Below are 17,842 nucleotides of genomic sequence, written 5' to 3'. Positions count from 1 at the left end.
TAAAGGCTCGGATTTTATAATCTGAGCCTTTGTTCAAAATAATTATAGAGAATTTCTTATGATTAAATTAGAAGTATTTTCAATTCTTCCTTCTTTGCTATTAAGAACCATCTCTGCCAGAATTTTTCCCATTTGCCAAAAATCCGTAGAAATCGTAGTAATGCCATTTTCTACAATACTTTTTAGGGGCGTTTCGTTGTAGGATATAATTCCAAAATCCTTTCTGATTTTTAGCTTCTGTTTTTTAGATTGCTTAAAGACATTAACCAAATGCTTGTCATCCAGGATTATAAATACGTCTCCATTCAGTATTTCCCCATCAGTGAAAGTACAGATAATCTCATATTTCATTTTATACTGCTCACAAAAACTGGTAAATCCTTCTACCATACCTACAGGCTCTTTTTGTCCCGGAAAAATAAGAATTAATCTTTGATAGGTTTCAAGCTTAGTTTTCGCTTTTAATAACCCATTGTACATGTCCTTTGCGAAATTCTGATATACTGATGAATATTCCCTTAAAGATATATTGGTTTGATCCAATAGGTATACATCCTTCTTGGGAAGCATTTTAATAATGGGAGCTGTATCATTCATATTCCCGGGCATAATGATATATTTTGTGTAGTTTCCGTTGTTTTCTTCTATTAATTTCTTGAAGACATCAATATTAAAATAGTGGAAAAATACATGTACATTCGCTCTTTGCTGTATCTCTTCCAAAAAAGAATAATAAAGATTTTCCTTAAAAGCATTCAGTTCATCAAACAGTAAAAAGATGCGCTCTTCAAAATTCCAATCAGTACTTTTTATATAGTATCCTTTACCCAGAATAGCATTTATTATTCCTTTCTTTTTTAGTATCTCGTAGGCATACAGAACAGTGTCTCTGGAAATACCGAATTCCATACACACTTTATTGACGGAAGGTAATTTGTCATTTTTTTTTAGGAGTTGTTGGGCAAGAGCTTGTTCAATGGAATTTATAATCTGCTGGTATTTAGGAATAACTGAATCGGGGATTATTTTAATAAGCTTCATAACATTGCCAATTTTTTTAAACTAGTAGTAAATATACAAAAACCGGTAGGAACAAGTATGGTTATGTTTTTCAAATTGATACATTTGATAATATAAGGTTTTCTTTTGTATGATTTAAGTGTAAAAGATTCGAATTTATTCTAAATAACATATTAAGATTACTAAACTATTAAATACTTTATAGTACATGAAAGTGCTGGGAAGTATAGAAATCTATGATAAACTTACTATAAAAATTTTTAAGCGTGGGAAAACTATCGACATTTGATTTTGTTATATTTCTAATTTATTTTTTTGTTGTAACAGTATACGGCCTATGGATATACAATCGGAAAAAATCAAAAATTACAGGAAGTAAAGATTATTTCCTTGCAGAAGGTTCACTAACATGGTGGGCAATTGGAGCAAGTTTGATTGCATCTAATATTTCAGCAGAACAATTTATTGGGATGAGTGGTGAAGGTTTTTTCACAGGAGTAGCTGTTGCCGCTTATGAATGGCTGGCTGCCATTGCACTGATAATTATTGCAGTCTGGTTTATTCCTATTTATCTCAAAAATAAGATTTATACGATGCCTCAGTTTTTGGAAACACGGTATAATAAGGCTGTTTCTCTTATTATGGCTGTTTTTTGGCTGTTTTTATATGTAATTGTTAATCTTACTTCCATTCTTTATTTAGGAGCTGTAGCTATTGATTCATTGCTTGGAGGAGGGCATCTGCATATCATTATGGTTACACTTTTACTAATGGCTTTGGTTATTGGATTGGGTGGAATGAAAGTCATTGGCTACACGGATGTTATTCAGGTAGCTGTTCTTATTATTGGTGGCTTTGCTACAGTTTATATGGCATTACAGGTTGTGGATCAAAGAATTAATGGTGCTGCTGTTGGAAATGCTTTAATGGGTTTAAATACCCTTTTGAAAGAAGCTCCGGGACATTTCAAACTCATTCTTGATAAACCACAAATTACCACCACTACTTTATCAATGTCAGAAAATTTAGCGGTACGGAAATATGTAGTTTTACCAGGTTTAGCAATGTATTTTGCTGGACAATGGATTGTACAACTTAATTATTGGGGGTGCAACCAATACATTACCCAAAGAGCATTAGGAGCAGATTTAAAAACAGCAAGAACAGGAATTTTATTTGCAGGATTTTTAAAGCTTTTTATGCCTGTAATCGTTGTGCTTCCTGGGATTGCAGCTTATGTACTTTATACAAAAGGTCATTTGCCCAATTTTAATGGGGTAAAAGATAGTGCTTACTCTGCAATCCTGGGGTTGCTTCCATCTGGACTTAAAGGTCTTGCAGTGGCTGCTTTAACAGCTGCAATAGTAGCATCACTTGCCGGAAAAGTAAACAGTATCTCCACCATTTTTACTTTAGATATTTATAAAAAATATTTAAAAACCGACACATCTGAAACGCAAATGGTAAGAACAGGACGTTTGACAATTATAGTGGCAATGCTTATTGCTTTGATATTTACATGGACAGATATTTTGGGAATCGGTGGTGAAGGGGGTTTTACATTTATACAAAAATATACTGGTTTTATTAGTCCGGGTGTATTTGCTATGTTTATTTTAGGAATGTTTTGGAAAAGAACTACCGGAACTGCTGCTATAGTTGGGGTTATTCTCGGTTTTTTATTATCTATATTCTTTAACAGTTTTGCAGTTGAACTATTTGGAAAAGAAACATGGATATATACAGCATTTACATATGAAAAGTGGGAAAATGGCGTAGTGAAAACTATTACAGAGATTCCTTTCCTTATCAATATGGGTTGGTCATTTTTCATTACTGTAGTGGTAATGGTACTTTTAAGTGTCTTTGGTCCAAAAGTAAATCCAAAAGCTTTTGTTACAGACAAAAATATGTTCAATGTGGACAATAGAACATTATTCCTGATCGTCATTATTGTATTACTTCTGACTGCTATTTATGTTCGTTTTTGGTAACAGAAATAATTTTGAGTTTTGCATTTGAAAAATTCCACAAGTTTCATACTATTTAAATATTTTTTCAACTGGTGGTAAAGCTGCAAAAACCGGTGGTAGCCAGTATTACAGCATCAGGTAAATTTATAAATTTGTTTAATACATAACTAACTTTAATCGCTAATACAACATATACAATGAAGTTTATTAAAAACATAATTTTAGCCGTTTGCTTAGTGGGAGCAACTGTGATAAATGCCCAGCAAAAACCTGTTAAATATGAATCTTTCAAAATTGAAGATGGAGAATTTAAATTGAACGGACAGACAATTAAATTGCATTCTGGTGAGATTCATTATGCCAGAATTCCTCAGGCTTATTGGAGACACCGGTTACAAATGGTTAAAGCTATGGGTTTAAATACAATAGCTACTTATGTTTTTTGGAATTATCATGAAATAGCTCCCGGAAAATGGGATTTTCAAACCGGTAACCGAAACTTAGCTGAATTTTTAAAAATAGCAAAAGAAGAAGGTTTAATGGTAATCCTTCGCCCAGGTCCTTATGTATGTGCAGAATGGGAATTCGGAGGTTATCCCTGGTTTTTACAAAACGACAAGAATATGAAAATCAGAGAATATAATACTCCGTTTTTAAATTCAACAAAAACTTATTTCACAGAACTCTACAAGGTGGTCAAACCTTATCTGATTGTTAACGGAGGTCCTATTGTTATGGTGCAGGGGGAAAATGAATTCGGATCTTTTGTGAGTCAACGGGAAGACATTAAGCTGGAAGATCATAAAAAATACAGTTCATCTGTGTTTGATCAATTAAAAGAAGTTGGTTTCAAAGGAATGACATTTTTTACCTCAGATGGAGACTGGTTATTTGAAGGGGGTGCCTTGCCCGGCGCATTACCAACTGCAAATGGAGATGAAGACCCGGAAAATATTAAGAAAGAGGTGAAAAAATACCATAATGGGAAAGGTCCTTTTATGGTTGCGGAATACTATCCGGGCTGGTTAGACCATTGGGCAGAACCTTTTCCCCGTAAAGCTGCGGAAAGAGTAAAAGGTCACATTGAAAAATTCATGAATAATGATATTTCCTTTAATATTTATATGGTACATGGAGGAACTAACTTCGGATTTACCTCTGGAGCTAATTACGATAAAGATCATGATATACAGCCAAGTATGACCAGTTATGATTATGATGCTCCTATTACTGAGGCAGGTTGGGAAACCGAAAAGTATATGAAATTAAGAGAATTATTAAAAAATTCCTCTACACCTCCTGTTCCTTCAAGAATTCCAGTTATTAAGATTCCGGCTATTCAACTATCTCAGGCAATTGATTTAGAAGATTTAAAAAAGAATGTAAAACCGGTAGTTAATGATAATCCTTTGACTTTTGAGCAGTTAAATCAAGGGCATGGCTATGTCTGGTATAGCAAAAATTTTAATCAGCCCATTAAAGGAACTTTAAAACTTGATGGATTAAGAGATTATGCAATTGTATATGTGAATGGAGAAAAAGTAGGAGAGCTTAACCGTTACTATAAAAAATATGAATGTAATGTTAATATCCCCTTCAATGGAAAATTAGACATTATAGTAGAAAACATGGGGCGAATTAACTACGGGGCTGAAATTAATAAGAATACAAAAGGAATTATTTCTCATGTATTTATTAATGACCGAAAAATAACAGGAGATTGGGAAATGTATGGACTTCCTTTTGAAAAGGCTCCGGTAATTGATGCAAAACAAAAATCTGATGTAAAAGAGAACAGACCAGTTATCTATAAAGGAAATTTTAATGTATCGCAGGTGGGAGACACATTTTTAGATATGCGGCCTTTCGGAAAAGGGATTGTATTTGTCAATGGAATTAATCTGGGAAGGTATTGGTCGGTAGGACCACAACAGACTCTGTATTTACCGGGCTGTTACTTAAAAAAGGGGAATAATGAGATTGTTATTTTTGAACAGAAAAATAATAAACTTCAAAAAGAATTAAACACATTATCCGAACCTATTTTAGACAAATTAAACCCTGAAAACGGGTCAAACTGATATAAATAATAAACTCAGTATGAGTAATCCATTTAACAGCAAAAATCATCCGCATAGAAGATATAATCCTTTATTGGACGAATGGGTTTTGGTATCACCTCAAAGGGCAAAACGCCCATGGCAGGGACAAGAGGAAAAGCCTTTAACAAGCATTCAAAATCAATATGATCCAAAATGTTATTTATGTCCCGGAAATTCAAGAGCTAATGAGACCCAAAATCCCCGTTATGAAGGTGTATATGTATTCGATAATGATTTTGGAGCTTTATTGAAAGAAGAAGTAACCACAGATAAAACGAATGATGAAGAGGATGAGTTATTTAAAATGAAACCTGAAAGAGGAATTAACCGGGTCATCTGCTTTTCACACGACCATTCATTGACTCTTCCTGAAATGTCTTTAGAAGCAATTACAAAAGTGGTGTCCGTCTGGAAAGAAGAATATCAGAATCTGGGTAAATTAGATTATATTAATCATGTTCAGATTTTTGAAAACAAAGGGGTAGTGATGGGCTGTAGTAATCCTCATCCTCATGGTCAGATTTGGGCACAGGCATCCATTCCTTCCCAAGTGGTCAGAACACAGCAAAATTTGAAAAACTATTATGATAAATATGGAACAACCCTTTTGTCAGATTACCTTCAGAAAGAAATTGAAAGCCAGGAACGAATTGTTTTAGAAAATAAAGCTTTTGTGGCTTTGGTTCCATTTTGGGCAACGTGGCCCTATGAGACAATGATTATTAGTAAAGAACCTTTAAATAGTTTATTGGCTTTTTCATATGAAGATCAGGTTTTATTTGCTCAGATATTGAAAGATCTGACGACGAAATACGATAATATTTTCTCAATTTCTTTTCCTTATTCCGCAGGAATGCATCAGGCACCTACAGACCTGGAATCTCATGAAGAATGGCATTTTCATATGCATTTTTATCCCCCTTTGCTTCGTTCAGCTAGTGTGAAAAAATTCATGGTAGGATACGAAATGTTAGCAGAAGCCCAAAGAGATATTACTCCGGAACAAAGTGCCGGGATTCTTAAAAAAAGTTCAACAACTCATTATAAAAATCAACAAAATAGCTCTTCATAAAATAGACAGTTTTATAAATCAGATACCAATACATGTCAAATAGTAAATATATTGATTCTTTAATTAATAAAGGTGATATTACTCAATTTAGAGAGTTGTACGGACAAAATTCTGAATTGTTACATCAGCAGACAATCCGGTATACCAGAACATTATCCCGTTTTAAAGAGATTTTTGGAGAAAAAGAGGTTTCTTTTTTTAGTTCACCAGGACGAACCGAAATCGGAGGTAATCACACGGATCATAACCATGGCCGCGTACTGGCGAGTGCTGTAAGTTTAGATAATATTGCCGTTGCTGCTAAAAATAACTCAAATATAATCAGGATTGAATCGTCAGATTATCCATCATTTGAAGTAGATTTAAATCATCTCATTCCCCAGGAAAATGAGTTTTTAACCTCAAACGCTCTGGTTCGTGGAATTAATGCCCGGTTAAAAGAACTGGGATATACAATAGGAGGATTCGATGCTGTAATTAACGGAGGCGTTCCTAAAGGTTCCGGATTAAGTTCATCAGCATCATTTGAGGTTTTAATTGGTGCAATTGTGAGCCATTTATTTAATGAAGGCAACATAGATCCCATAGTAATTGCCCGTATAGGGCAATATGCAGAAAATGTCTTCTTTGGAAAACCTTGTGGATTAATGGATCAGGTAGCTTGTTCGGTAGGAGGGCTGGTAATGATTGATTTTGAAGATGTAACAAATCCTGTTGTTAAAAAAGTAGATTTTAATTTTGAATCAACTGGTTTTTCTTTAGTGATTACAGATACCCGGGGCGATCATACTAATTTGAATGATGAATATGCTGTTTTACCGAAAGAAATGAAAGAAGTTGCAGCTCATTTAGGATGCAGTGTGTTGAGAGAAACTACTTTGAAAAAAATAATGGATATCGCTCCTTCTATCCGTAAAAAAGTAGGAGATCGGGCCATTTTAAGAGCTATTCATTTTGAATGTGAAAACGATCGGGTAGCAGATCAAGTAGCAGCCCTGGAGAATAATGATTTTGCAAAATTTTTGCAATTGGTAGTAGATTCAGGGCATAGTTCGTACATGTACAATCAAAACATTTATGTACCAGATAACATACAAGAACAAGCCGTTTCACTGGGATTGGCCTACAGCGAATTGGTACTGAAAGATGCCGGAGCATGGCGTGTACACGGGGGAGGATTTGCAGGAACAATACAAGCCTTTGTCCCTGAAAATTTACTTGAAAAATACACCGCAACTTTAAATCAATTATTTGGAGCTGATGCATGTCATCCTTTATTCATCAGGCAAAAAGGAGCGGTTAAATTAGATTTTTAAAAACGGTTTCATTAATCAAAAATAGGAACATATAAAAACAAAAAAACCTCTGACTAATCAGAGGTTTTAAAGTGGTTTCTCCAGGAATCGAACCAGGGACACATGGATTTTCAATCCATTGCTCTACCAACTGAGCTAAGAAACCATTATATTTTTGTTTGACTTACTTCGTTGTTTTAAAGTGATGCAAAAGTAGTAAGTTTTAGTATACAAAGCAAGTATTCATCGTACTTTTTTTGAATAAAGTTAAAAACTTACTGATTATCAGCCGGATTATTTTCCTGCTCTTTTCTGATCTGCTCACTCATCTCTTCCAATACCGGTTTAATCGTGTTTTCCGGAAGATCACTGATTCGGATATACATCAATCCATCGATCGCATCGTTGAAGTTTGGATCTACGTTGAAAGCAATTACTTTTGCGTTTTGTTTGATATATTTTTTGATCAGGACAGGAAGCCTCAATTCAGGTTCAAGATCATCAATAATCTTGTCCAGCTTGTTGAGGTCAGACTCCATTTCTTCAAAGAAAATATTTTTATCCCTGTCGCGAAGCTTTACCTTATATTCATTTCTAGGAGTGATATATTGTGCTACTGCAGAATCGAAATAATTGGAACGCATGAACTCAATCATCAGCGATTTTGAGAACTCAGAGAACTTGTTCGAGATACTCACACCACCCATAAGGAATTTATGATCCGGATTTCTCAGACATACATGCACTATTCCTCTCCATAAAAGAAAGAGTGGAAGTGGCTTCTGCTGATATTCCTGGCAGATGTATGCACGGCCCATTTCAATCACCTTTTTGAAAAAAGGATGGATATCCTGCTCAAACTCAAATAAAGAGCTTGTATAGAACCCTTTGATGCCGTATTTCTTCATTACCTCTCTACCCAATGCCATTCTGTAAGCTCCGGCCAGTTTTTTCTCACCGTTATCCCACAGGAAAAGATGGTGGTAATGTTTGTCATACTCATCAAGATCAAACGGAAGATTACTACCTTCACCTACCGCACGGAAGGTGAGCTCTCTCTGACGTCCGATTTCCCTCATAATAGAAGGGATTTCCTCGTAAGTCGTAAAGTAAATCTCGTAATTTCCGTTACTGAAAAGCATTTTTTCAGTTCCTCTCAATTTATCAACATCTTTGATAATGTCTTCCAGAGGTGTTTCATCAATGATATTCTGAACAATATTTTCCTCCTTGAGTAAAGGAAATTTGACCGATAAATTTTGAAGGTTAATGCTTTGTGCAAGAGATTTTCTTTTTTCATAGTAAGATTTCATCATATAAACCTTACGTTTCAGAAACTCTCCCAATTCCTCAATCGTTTCCATGTCGTCCATTGCCTTTACGGTAATAGGACGTCCGATTCTGATTCTGATAGGTTTTTCCCTGTCATTCATCATTTCTGCAGGAAGCATCAACGTCTGTAAATTCGGGTGAAGCTTGGCTACCTGATAAAAAAGTCTGCTGTTCTTGGCATGGAAATACATAGGAACTACCGGCACTTTAGCCATTCTGATAAGCTTAAGTGCCGTCTTTTCCCAATCTTTATCTAAAATCTCTCCGTAAGGATTGTTTTTGTTGGAAACTTCTCCTGCCGGAAAAATACCTACACAGCCTCCGTTTTGCAAATGCTTGAGTGTTTCACGCATTCCGGAAGAGCTGCTGTAAGCTTCTTTTCTGTTTTCAAAAGGATTTACAGCGATTACATACGGCTCCATAGGTTTGATCTTTTCCAAAAGAAAATTCCCCATTACCTTGAAATCCGGACGAACCTCTGATAAGATCTTGCACATCAGAATACCGTCAATAGCACCCAGCGGGTGATTGGAAACCAGAATAAACGGTCCTGTTTTCGGAATCTTTGCCAGATCCTCTTCAAAAGCTACATAGCTTAGGTTTCTTTCTCTCACAAATGAGTCGAAAAAGTCTTTGCCTTCCTTGTCTTTTAATTTATCGTATAATTTATTTACTTCGTTTATTTTAGCAATGCTCATCACAGCAGATGCTACCGGGTTCTTGAGAAACCCAATTTTATTTAAGCCGGAAGCTTTGATCAGATCGTTTTTCGAAATTAAACTCATGTGTGTTTAGTCGCAATTAATATTATTGTGTTACCATTTGAAGAGTATTCTTGGAGATTTGTTCCAATAATACATTTTTTTCATGGTAAAATTTATCAATGTGATCCTTCTTCGCATTTCTTACTGTGAATAAAGATACATTTTTAATTGCTTCGGTTTTAAAAATTTTTTGAAGCTCTTCATTGAGCTCATCAATATGATTAAATTTATCCTCAAGGCACAGTGCCAGAGAGATTGCAGAATTCTGCATCAGGGAAACTTTGATTTTGTATTTAGATAAATATCCGAAAATCAGGCTCATATGATCTTCTGCGATGAAAGAGAAGTCCCTTGTAGAGATTTTCAAAAGATCCTGGTTTTCTTTCAGAATATAAGATTCTTCCTGTTGGTTTTTTTCGGAAGCACCTACTTTTGTTCCTTCTTTGCTTGGATCCACGAAAGATTTTACATAAAAAGGAATATTTTTTTGCTGTAGCGGCTGTAATGTTTTCGGGTGAATAACACTGGCACCATAATAAGCCATTTCTATAGCTTCCTCATAAGAAATATTGGAAAGAAGGGTTACATCACTGAACTTTCTCGGATCTCCGGTCATTACTCCCGGTACATCTTTCCATATTGTCATTGCTTCAGCATTTAAGCAGTAAGCAAAAATAGCAGCGGAGTAGTCGGAACCCTCTCTTCCTAATGTTACCGTAAAATTGTTGTCGTCAGAACCGATGAACCCCTGAGTTACATAGCAGATTTCAGGATTAAGATGGGAAATAAATTCTTCCGTTTTTGTCCAGTCTACCATACCTTCCCGGTATGAATTATCCGTTTTTATATAATCTCTGGCATCCAGCCACTGATTTGTAAACTGGATCTCATTCAGGTATTCACTCACGATTTTAGTAGAGATCATTTCTCCACAGCTTACCACCTGATCGTATACGAAGTTGTAGTTGGGAGATTTATTTCTTCGTAAAAAAGAATCAATATCATCAAAGAAAAGATTGATTTCAGCAAAAACCGCATGATTTTCAGGGAAAAGTCCTTCCGCAATCTCAATGTGTTTTCGTTTTATCTTTTCAATCTCAGTTTGATAATTATCTTTTTTGAAATAAAGTTCTACAACTTTTTCCAACTCATTTGTTGTTTTACCCATTGCTGAAATCACCAGCAAGCATTTGGCAAATCCCTGGCTTTTTAGAACCATGGACACGTTTTTTACACTGTCAGCATCTTTTACCGATGCTCCACCAAACTTGAAAATTTTCATTAAATTGTTAAAAATAAAATTGTTAGATAAAAAATTACATGAGTTTTTTACGGACGTCAAAATTATAAATTTACAACGAGATATGAAATAGCCTTATGCGGAGATAGAATTAAGATTTCCTTAAAATCAACAATTCATGAAATAAATTAATTTTTTTTGGTTCTGATTAAACAAATTAGGAGGTATAATTTTCAGTAAAGGGTTCGTGTAATGTTATGTTATGTTTGTATATTTCTGAAAGACAGTGATTAATCTCTTTTTTAATTAAATTTTCTCAATGCGATAAATTTTCCGAAATTTGGGCAAAACGTAAAAAGAAAAATATGTCAAATCAACCATTACAGACTTTAGGAGAATTTCTTATAGATAAACAGGACGATTTTCAGTATTCTACAGGTGAATTTTCTCGTCTTCTAAGTGCAATAAGATTGGCTTCGAAAGTGGTAAACAGAGAAGTAAATAAGGCCGGGATTGTAGATATAACAGGAGCTGCAGGAAACCAGAACATCCAGGGGGAAGAACAGCAGAAACTTGATGTAATTGCTAACGAAATTTTTATTACGGCTTTGTCTCAGAGAGAGGTTGTTTGTGGTATTGCTTCTGAAGAAAATGATGATTTTATTGATATCAAATGCGGTGAAAACGGACATTTAAGTAAATATGTTGTACTGATTGATCCTTTGGACGGATCTTCCAATATTGACGTAAATGTTTCGGTAGGAACTATTTTCTCCATCTACAGAAGAGTTACAGAACCGGGAACTCCGGTACAGCTGGAAGACTTTTTACAGAAAGGTATCAACCAGATTGCTGCGGGATATGTTATTTACGGTTCATCTACCATGATTGTTTATACAACAGGTAACGGAGTAAACGGATTTACATTAGATCCGTCTTTAGGAACATATTATCTTTCCCATCCTAATATGACTTTCCCAAAAACAGGTAAAATCTATTCTATCAACGAAGGAAATTATATCAAATTCCCTCAGGGAGTAAAAAATTACCTTAAATACTGCCAGATGGAAGAAGGTGACCGTCCTTACACTTCAAGATATATCGGTTCTTTAGTGGCGGATTTCCACAGAAATATGCTGAAAGGAGGAATTTATATTTATCCTTCTTATTCACAGGCCCCGAATGGTAAATTAAGACTTTTATACGAATGTAACCCGATGGCATTCCTTGCAGAGCAGGCCGGAGGAAAAGCAACCGACGGATTCAGAAGAATTTTGGAGATAGAACCTACAGAACTTCACCAGAGAATTCCATTCTTCTGTGGAAGTATCGATATGGTGGAAAAAGCAGAAGAGTTTATGCGTATCGACAGCGTAAAATAAATGGAAGCAACGTACTTACAATATTTATTACAATTTAAGCGCCCGAGTGGAACATCTCGCGGCGTTTTGCTTGATAAAGAGACCTTTATTCTGACGATTTCTGAAGAGGGAAGAAAAGGAGTGGGGGAATGTGCTGTTTTCAGAGGACTGAGTTTTGATGACAGGCCTGATTATGAAGAAAAACTGAAGTGGCTTTGTGAAAATATTAATCAGGACAGCGTTTTTTTGAAGCAGGAACTGCAAGAGTTTCCTTCAATCTGGTTTGGATATGAACAGGCTATGCAGAATTTAAAATATGGAGGCAGCCTGTATTTTCCAAGTGAATTTACCGAAGGAAAATCTGCCATTACCATCAACGGTCTGATATGGATGGGCGACGCAGCGTATATGGAAGAACAGATTCAGGAAAAACTGGAAAAAGGCTTTCACTGTATCAAATTAAAAATCGGTGTGGATTGGAAATCTGAGCATATTATTCTTCAGAAATTAAGAGAAAAGTTTTCCAAAGATCAGTTGGAACTGCGTGTGGATGCCAATGGAGGATTCAGTAAAGACGAAGCGATAATGGTTTTACAGCAGCTTGCTGATCTTCATATCCATTCCATTGAGCAGCCTATCAAGGCCGGAAATTGGAATGAAATGGCTGAGTTATGTGCAAAAACATCTACTCCGATTGCATTGGATGAGGAACTGATCGGAATTATAGATCCCGAAAAGAAGAAACAGCTTTTGGAAACAATTAAGCCACAATATATTATTTTGAAACCTGCATTAGTAGGAGGTTTTTCAGGTTCTGATGAATGGATTTCCCTTGCGGAAAATCAGAATATAAACTGGTGGATTACTTCAGCATTAGAAAGTAATATTGGATTGAATGCCATTGCTCAGTATACTTTTACCAAAAAAAATCCAATGCCTCAAGGTTTAGGCACTGGAGCTTTATTTGTCAATAATTTTGAATCCGTTTTAGAACTCAGAAATGAGTTGCTGTGGTTCAAAATATAACTGAAAAAGTTAATTAGCATAATGGTGGAGGTGAATCCGGACATGTAGTTTGCCCACAATAGTCAGGTGCCCATGCTCTGCAGCACATCGCTGCCGGATCCCAGTTATTGCAACCAAGCGGTGGTCTTCCCCCTTTGACTTTTTTCAATTCTCCTCTTTTGATTTTCTTTAGATTTTTCATGTTATTCATTTTATTTGATTGGTAAGTAAATGTCGATAACTTTTTTGAATTATACAACATGTGGGGAATTATTTAATATTATTTAACAATTCCCTTGAAATATTTAGATAGTATTGAATATGGATTTGTATGGTTTCAGTTTTTACCTGCAATCCCTTCCTGTTCAGAATATTTGAATTTTTTTTTAATCCGGTCTGTAGGAGGACCTGGCAGTTATAGATCGAATATTTTGTTGATTTAGAGGTTGTTACACAATTAAATCACATCCTTTACGAAAATAGCTTTCTTTATATAGTTTAATATATTAGAAAACCTTTTTTTAATCTGTCCCATAATTAAAAATTGTAATTCCCTAATAAATGAATTAGCAATCATTGTGCCATAGTGATTGTTTTTAGAGAATTTTTAACGTATAATTCATTTTTAAGGGATTATTTAATTATTTGTTAAGAAATAATTGTGAAAATGTTTTCATTATCTTTGGATCTGTTGGTAATAAGATTTCTGTCAATTCCATATAAATTCTGGAAGATGTCATGCTGTACCTGCGAACTGGAAAGATATCCCCAATGGTTTCCCGCTTCATATTTAAAGCTATTAAGCAGATCATCTTTTACAAAGGTACAGTCGATAACAGACACAATATCTTTATATTGATCAATACCGCTCGGGCCATTTTTACCAAGTCTTGGGGTGAGAATATTTTTCGTAAACTGAGAAGCCGCCAGAATAATATCCTGCCTGTTTAAATAAATCGAAATCCTGTTAGCCAGTAAAGGCAGCTTATTAAATGAATCCTCAGCATCTTCAAATACTTTATAGCTCACGTCAGCATTTAACAGAAGGACCTGGTCGATAACACGGAGGATATTTTCCCTTTTAAGGCTGTATAACATACTTTGAAGTACCCTGTTTCCCATAGAGTGGGCCACAAGATGTATTCTTTGATTGCAGGGAGCAAGATCCCGGTTGGAAAAAATATCTTTTAAAAATTGAGTGTAGAAATAGAACAATCTCATCAAAGATGTTCCCGAATTGATGCTGGAAGCTTTATCATCAAAATAACTCAACGGAATTATACTGCCGGAGGCGGGCCAGCTCACAAATAAAATATGCTCTACAGGCGATGCCGGATTATCAATAAATATTTTTTTAAGGTCAAGTATAGCTTTTAATTCATCATCAAAATCATATAAATAACCATGGATGAATATCATTACATCACTTCTGTCTTTGGTGGAAGACATGTTTTTGTACAGTTCATAAAACATTCTTTGGGTTCCGCCAAGATTATTGGCTGTTAGAGAGGATTTTTTAATTCCTTTTTCGCTCAGCAATACCTCCAGAACTTCTTCATAACCCTGTTTTTCGGGTTCAGAAAAAAGCTTGTAATTTAAAATATTTCTGTTGGTATAATCCTTTTTCTTTTTGACTTGTGCTGAAGGCTCCTTATAGTTCTCAAAATCGCACCTGGCGATTCTGAAATTAGGAATCGAGTATTCTTCATTGGAAAAAGAGTCTACTCTTTCACCTTTATGCCGGATAATTTTCCGGTTGCTTAGGATATAAACAGCCATAACGGTTAATGGTTAAAATGGTATTAGCTTCCCGAAATTAGTGAAAAATATTGAAATACAACAGGTAAGGCATTTAAATTACCACTTTTACAAAAGCTTATTTTTCCGTAACTTTGTGAAACTTTTTTTGCTAAAAAATAAAAGCTACTTTAATGGAAGAAGAAAAAAAATCACTCAATTTTATTGAGCAAATTATAGAAGATGATCTGGCAAACGGTCTGAAAAGAGAGCAGATTCGTTTCCGTTTTCCGCCTGAACCTAATGGTTACCTGCATGTAGGGCATACAAAAGCCATCTGCATCAACTTTGGGCTGGGCGAAAAATACAATGCTCCCGTAAACCTTCGTTTCGACGATACGAACCCGGAAAAAGAAGAACAGGAATTCGTAGACTCTATTATGAAAGACGTTGAATGGCTGGGTTTCAAATGGGATAAAGTTTTGTATGCATCCGATTACTTCCAGCAGCTTTACGATTGGGCAGTTCAGTTAATTAAAGATGGAAAAGCTTATGTAGATGAGCAGCCTTCTGAAGTGATTACCGAGCAAAGAAAAAATCCTGCAGAGCCGGGTATTGAATCTCCATATAGAAACCGTCCTGTTGAAGAATCGTTAGATTTATTCGAAAGGATGAAAAACGGAGAGTTTGAAAGCGGTTCGATGTCTCTTCGTGCAAAAATCGACATGGTTTCGCCTAATATGAATATGCGTGACCCTGTGATGTACAGAATTTTGAATAAACCTCACCACAGAACAGGTACAGCCTGGAAAATTTATCCGATGTACGACTGGGCTCATGGTGAATCCGATTATATCGAACAGGTTTCACATTCACTTTGTTCTTTGGAGTTTGAGAACCACAGACCATTGTACAACTGGTATTTAGATCAGGTATATGAAGAAGGAAGGGTTAAAAACAAACAGAGGGAATTTGCAAGGATGAATGTTTCCTATATGATTACTTCCAAAAGAAAGCTTCAGAGACTGGTAGCTGAAGGGGTAGTAACCGGATGGGATGATCCTAGGATGCCTACTATTTCGGGGATGAGAAGAAAAGGATTTACTCCGGCTTCTATCAGAAACTTTATTGAGAAAGTAGGAGTAGCGAAAAGAGAAAACCTTATTGAAATTCAGCTGCTTGATTTCTGCGTGCGTGAAGACCTGAATAAGGTTGCCAAGCGTGTGATGGCAGTAGTAGATCCAGTGAAATTAGTGATCGAAAACTATCCGGAAGATAAGGAAGAATGGTTAGAAACTGAGAATAATCCTGAACAGGAAGATGCAGGGACAAGAGAAGTACCATTCTCAAGAGAAATCTATATTGAACGTGAAGACTTCAAGGAAGAAGCTAACAATAAATTCTTCAGACTTAAATTAGGAGGAGAAGTTCGTTTGAAGTCTGCTTACATCATCAAAGCTGAAAGAGTAGAGAAGGATGAAAATGGTGAGATTACAACGATCTACGCTACGTATGATGAGAAGAGTAAGTCAGGAAGCGGAACAGAGGAAAGTTTAAGAAAAGTAAAAGGAACTTTACATTGGGTATCTGCAAAACATGCTATTCCTGTAGAAGTAAGAATCTACAACCAACTGTTTACAGTGGAACAGCCTGATGCGGAAAAAGATGTAGATTTCTTGAACTTCATCAATCCTGAGTCTGTAACTACAGTGAAAGGATTTGCTGAACCAAGCCTGAAAGAAGTTGCGGTGGGAGAACCATTACAGTTCCAGAGAATCGGATATTTTACAAAAGATCAGGATTCTACTGAAGATACCTTGGTATTCAACAGAACAGTAACATTGAAAGATTCTTATAAACCTGAATAATTTTCAGGAATAGATCATAAAAACAAAATCAGGACTTCATTTGGAGTCCTGATTTATTTTAATAGCTAAAAATCTGAAATTTAAGATTCTACTTCAGGAAATCCTTGTCCTGATAAGCGGGATTTGGATATTTATAAAATCCTTCCCCGGTTAATACTCCCAGTTTTCCTTTGTCAATATATTCTTTTTTTAATTTTTCTACAGCTTTTATCTTTAGTGGATCCTGAGTTTCTTCAGCTTCCATCTTATTGATATTATAAGCCGTCGTAATTCCTACAATATCCAGAATACCAAATGGCCCTGCTGGTGCTCCGGTAGCGACCATCCATGTCTTGTCAATCGTTTCTATATCTGAGACTTCATCTACCCATAGATTGACTGCCGCGCCAAGCAGCGGAACCAATAATGAATTGACAATATACCCGGGCTGTTCCTTTTGGATAGGCAGTGCTACCATTCCAATTGCTTTCGCAAATCTGATCAAAGAATCAAATACCTCCTGAGAAGTTCCCGGATGACGCATTACCTCACCGGTATTATGCTTCCAGATTTCATTGGCAAAATGGAGTGCAACAAACTTCTCCGGTCTTCCTGTAGCTTCAGCAAACTGACTTGGAAGAAGAGTAGAAGAATTTGTTGCAAATACTGTTTTTTCAGGGGCTACCTGAGCCAGTTTATGATAGAATTCCGTTTTGATGGCTGGATCTTCTGGAACTGCTTCTATCAGAAGGTCGGCATCTTTTACTGCTTCAGCAAGATCAGATGAATAGCTGATATTTTTGAATGTGGCATCAAGTTGTTCCTGCGTTGCACCCAGGTCTTTTTTGTAAGCTTCACTTAGAGCAGTAAATTTACCTTTGGCTTTTTCCAATACTCCATCATTGATATCATATACGGTAACTTTGAAACCGTGATAGGCAGTCTGGAAGGCGATCTGATATCCCAATACGCCGCTTCCCGCTATCGTTATATTTTTAAAATCCATGAGATTTATTTTTAATTAAAAATGTTTTTAAAGTAGATGATATTTTTTAAAAAAATGAAACTTTGTCTTTGACGCAAAAGCTTAGAAT

General features: G+C 35.7%; 13 protein-coding genes and 1 tRNA gene. 7 read left to right on the top strand and 7 right to left on the bottom strand.

Translation table 11 applies throughout. The annotated features are described in order from the left end of the window. Nucleotides 1-42 precede the first annotated feature (42 nt). Entirely contained in the window at nucleotides 43-1,041 is a 999-nt protein-coding gene (locus tag AC5YGI_RS04760; RefSeq protein ID WP_496167658.1) for a GntR family transcriptional regulator, read from the bottom strand. A gap of 245 nt (nucleotides 1,042-1,286) precedes the next feature. Between AC5YGI_RS04760 and AC5YGI_RS04755 the strand changes: the two genes are divergently transcribed. The 4 genes from AC5YGI_RS04755 (at nucleotide 1,287) to AC5YGI_RS04740 (ending at nucleotide 7,483) form a co-directional block, all read left to right on the top strand. Beyond that, nucleotides 1,287-3,014, top strand: a complete 1,728-nt coding sequence (locus AC5YGI_RS04755) for a sodium:solute symporter family transporter (protein WP_496167657.1) — start codon at nucleotides 1,287-1,289, stop codon at nucleotides 3,012-3,014. Nucleotides 3,015-3,190: 176 nt separating this feature from the next. Next, nucleotides 3,191-5,074, top strand: a complete 1,884-nt coding sequence (locus tag AC5YGI_RS04750; protein ID WP_496167655.1) for a beta-galactosidase — start codon at nucleotides 3,191-3,193, stop codon at nucleotides 5,072-5,074. A 19-nt stretch (nucleotides 5,075-5,093) separates the two neighbouring features. After that, nucleotides 5,094-6,167: a UDP-glucose--hexose-1-phosphate uridylyltransferase gene (locus AC5YGI_RS04745; RefSeq protein ID WP_330747270.1), complete on the top strand. Its 1,074-nt coding sequence runs from the start codon at nucleotides 5,094-5,096 to the stop codon at nucleotides 6,165-6,167. A 32-nt stretch (nucleotides 6,168-6,199) separates the two neighbouring features. Next, on the top strand, nucleotides 6,200-7,483 hold the full coding sequence (locus AC5YGI_RS04740; RefSeq protein ID WP_496167654.1) for a galactokinase: 1,284 nt from the start codon (nucleotides 6,200-6,202) through the stop codon (nucleotides 7,481-7,483). Between the two features lie 72 nt (nucleotides 7,484-7,555). On the opposite strand, the gene AC5YGI_RS04735 is transcribed toward AC5YGI_RS04740, so the two are convergent. The 3 genes from AC5YGI_RS04735 to AC5YGI_RS04725 form a co-directional block, all read right to left on the bottom strand. Continuing rightward, nucleotides 7,556-7,628: transfer RNA gene (locus tag AC5YGI_RS04735), tRNA-Phe, on the bottom strand. A gap of 109 nt (nucleotides 7,629-7,737) precedes the next feature. Beyond that, complete coding sequence (locus AC5YGI_RS04730; RefSeq protein ID WP_227942952.1) at nucleotides 7,738-9,579, bottom strand: bifunctional lysophospholipid acyltransferase family protein/GNAT family N-acetyltransferase; 1,842 nt, start codon at nucleotides 9,577-9,579, stop codon at nucleotides 7,738-7,740. A 22-nt stretch (nucleotides 9,580-9,601) separates the two neighbouring features. Continuing rightward, the gene (locus tag AC5YGI_RS04725) at nucleotides 9,602-10,840 is read right to left on the bottom strand and encodes an aspartate kinase (protein ID WP_330747268.1); all 1,239 of its coding nucleotides are present in this window, start codon (nucleotides 10,838-10,840) and stop codon (nucleotides 9,602-9,604) included. 323 nt (nucleotides 10,841-11,163) lie between these two features. Between AC5YGI_RS04725 and fbp the strand changes: the two genes are divergently transcribed. Next, nucleotides 11,164-12,180 (top strand): class 1 fructose-bisphosphatase, encoded by a 1,017-nt coding sequence (gene fbp, locus AC5YGI_RS04720; RefSeq protein ID WP_110010152.1) that lies wholly within the window; start codon nucleotides 11,164-11,166, stop codon nucleotides 12,178-12,180. Next, a complete protein-coding gene (gene menC / locus AC5YGI_RS04715) occupies nucleotides 12,181-13,185 on the top strand; it encodes an o-succinylbenzoate synthase (protein ID WP_496167652.1) in 1,005 nt (334 codons plus the stop codon). 13 nt (nucleotides 13,186-13,198) lie between these two features. Here the strand turns inward: menC and AC5YGI_RS04710 are convergent, their stop codons facing one another. Further along, nucleotides 13,199-13,366, bottom strand: a complete 168-nt coding sequence (locus AC5YGI_RS04710) for a bacteriocin-like protein (protein WP_171006348.1) — start codon at nucleotides 13,364-13,366, stop codon at nucleotides 13,199-13,201. 446 nt (nucleotides 13,367-13,812) lie between these two features. Continuing rightward, nucleotides 13,813-14,943 carry an alpha/beta hydrolase gene (locus tag AC5YGI_RS04705; RefSeq protein WP_496167651.1) on the bottom strand — a complete coding sequence of 377 codons (1,131 nt, stop codon included), beginning with the start codon at nucleotides 14,941-14,943 and terminating at the stop codon, nucleotides 13,813-13,815. Nucleotides 14,944-15,095: 152 nt separating this feature from the next. Here AC5YGI_RS04705 and AC5YGI_RS04700 point away from each other — a divergent pair, with 152 nt between their 5' ends. Next, nucleotides 15,096-16,769, top strand: a complete 1,674-nt coding sequence (locus tag AC5YGI_RS04700) for a glutamine--tRNA ligase/YqeY domain fusion protein (RefSeq protein WP_330747265.1) — start codon at nucleotides 15,096-15,098, stop codon at nucleotides 16,767-16,769. An 88-nt stretch (nucleotides 16,770-16,857) separates the two neighbouring features. Here AC5YGI_RS04700 and AC5YGI_RS04695 read toward each other — a convergent pair whose 3' ends face one another. Further along, nucleotides 16,858-17,754, bottom strand: a complete 897-nt coding sequence (locus tag AC5YGI_RS04695) for a 3-hydroxyacyl-CoA dehydrogenase (protein WP_496167650.1) — start codon at nucleotides 17,752-17,754, stop codon at nucleotides 16,858-16,860. Between the last annotated feature and the right edge of the window lie 88 nt (nucleotides 17,755-17,842).

Source organism: Chryseobacterium sp. CS3K3.1, assembly GCF_059515165.1.
This window is presented reverse-complemented; position numbering and strand designations above follow the sequence as displayed.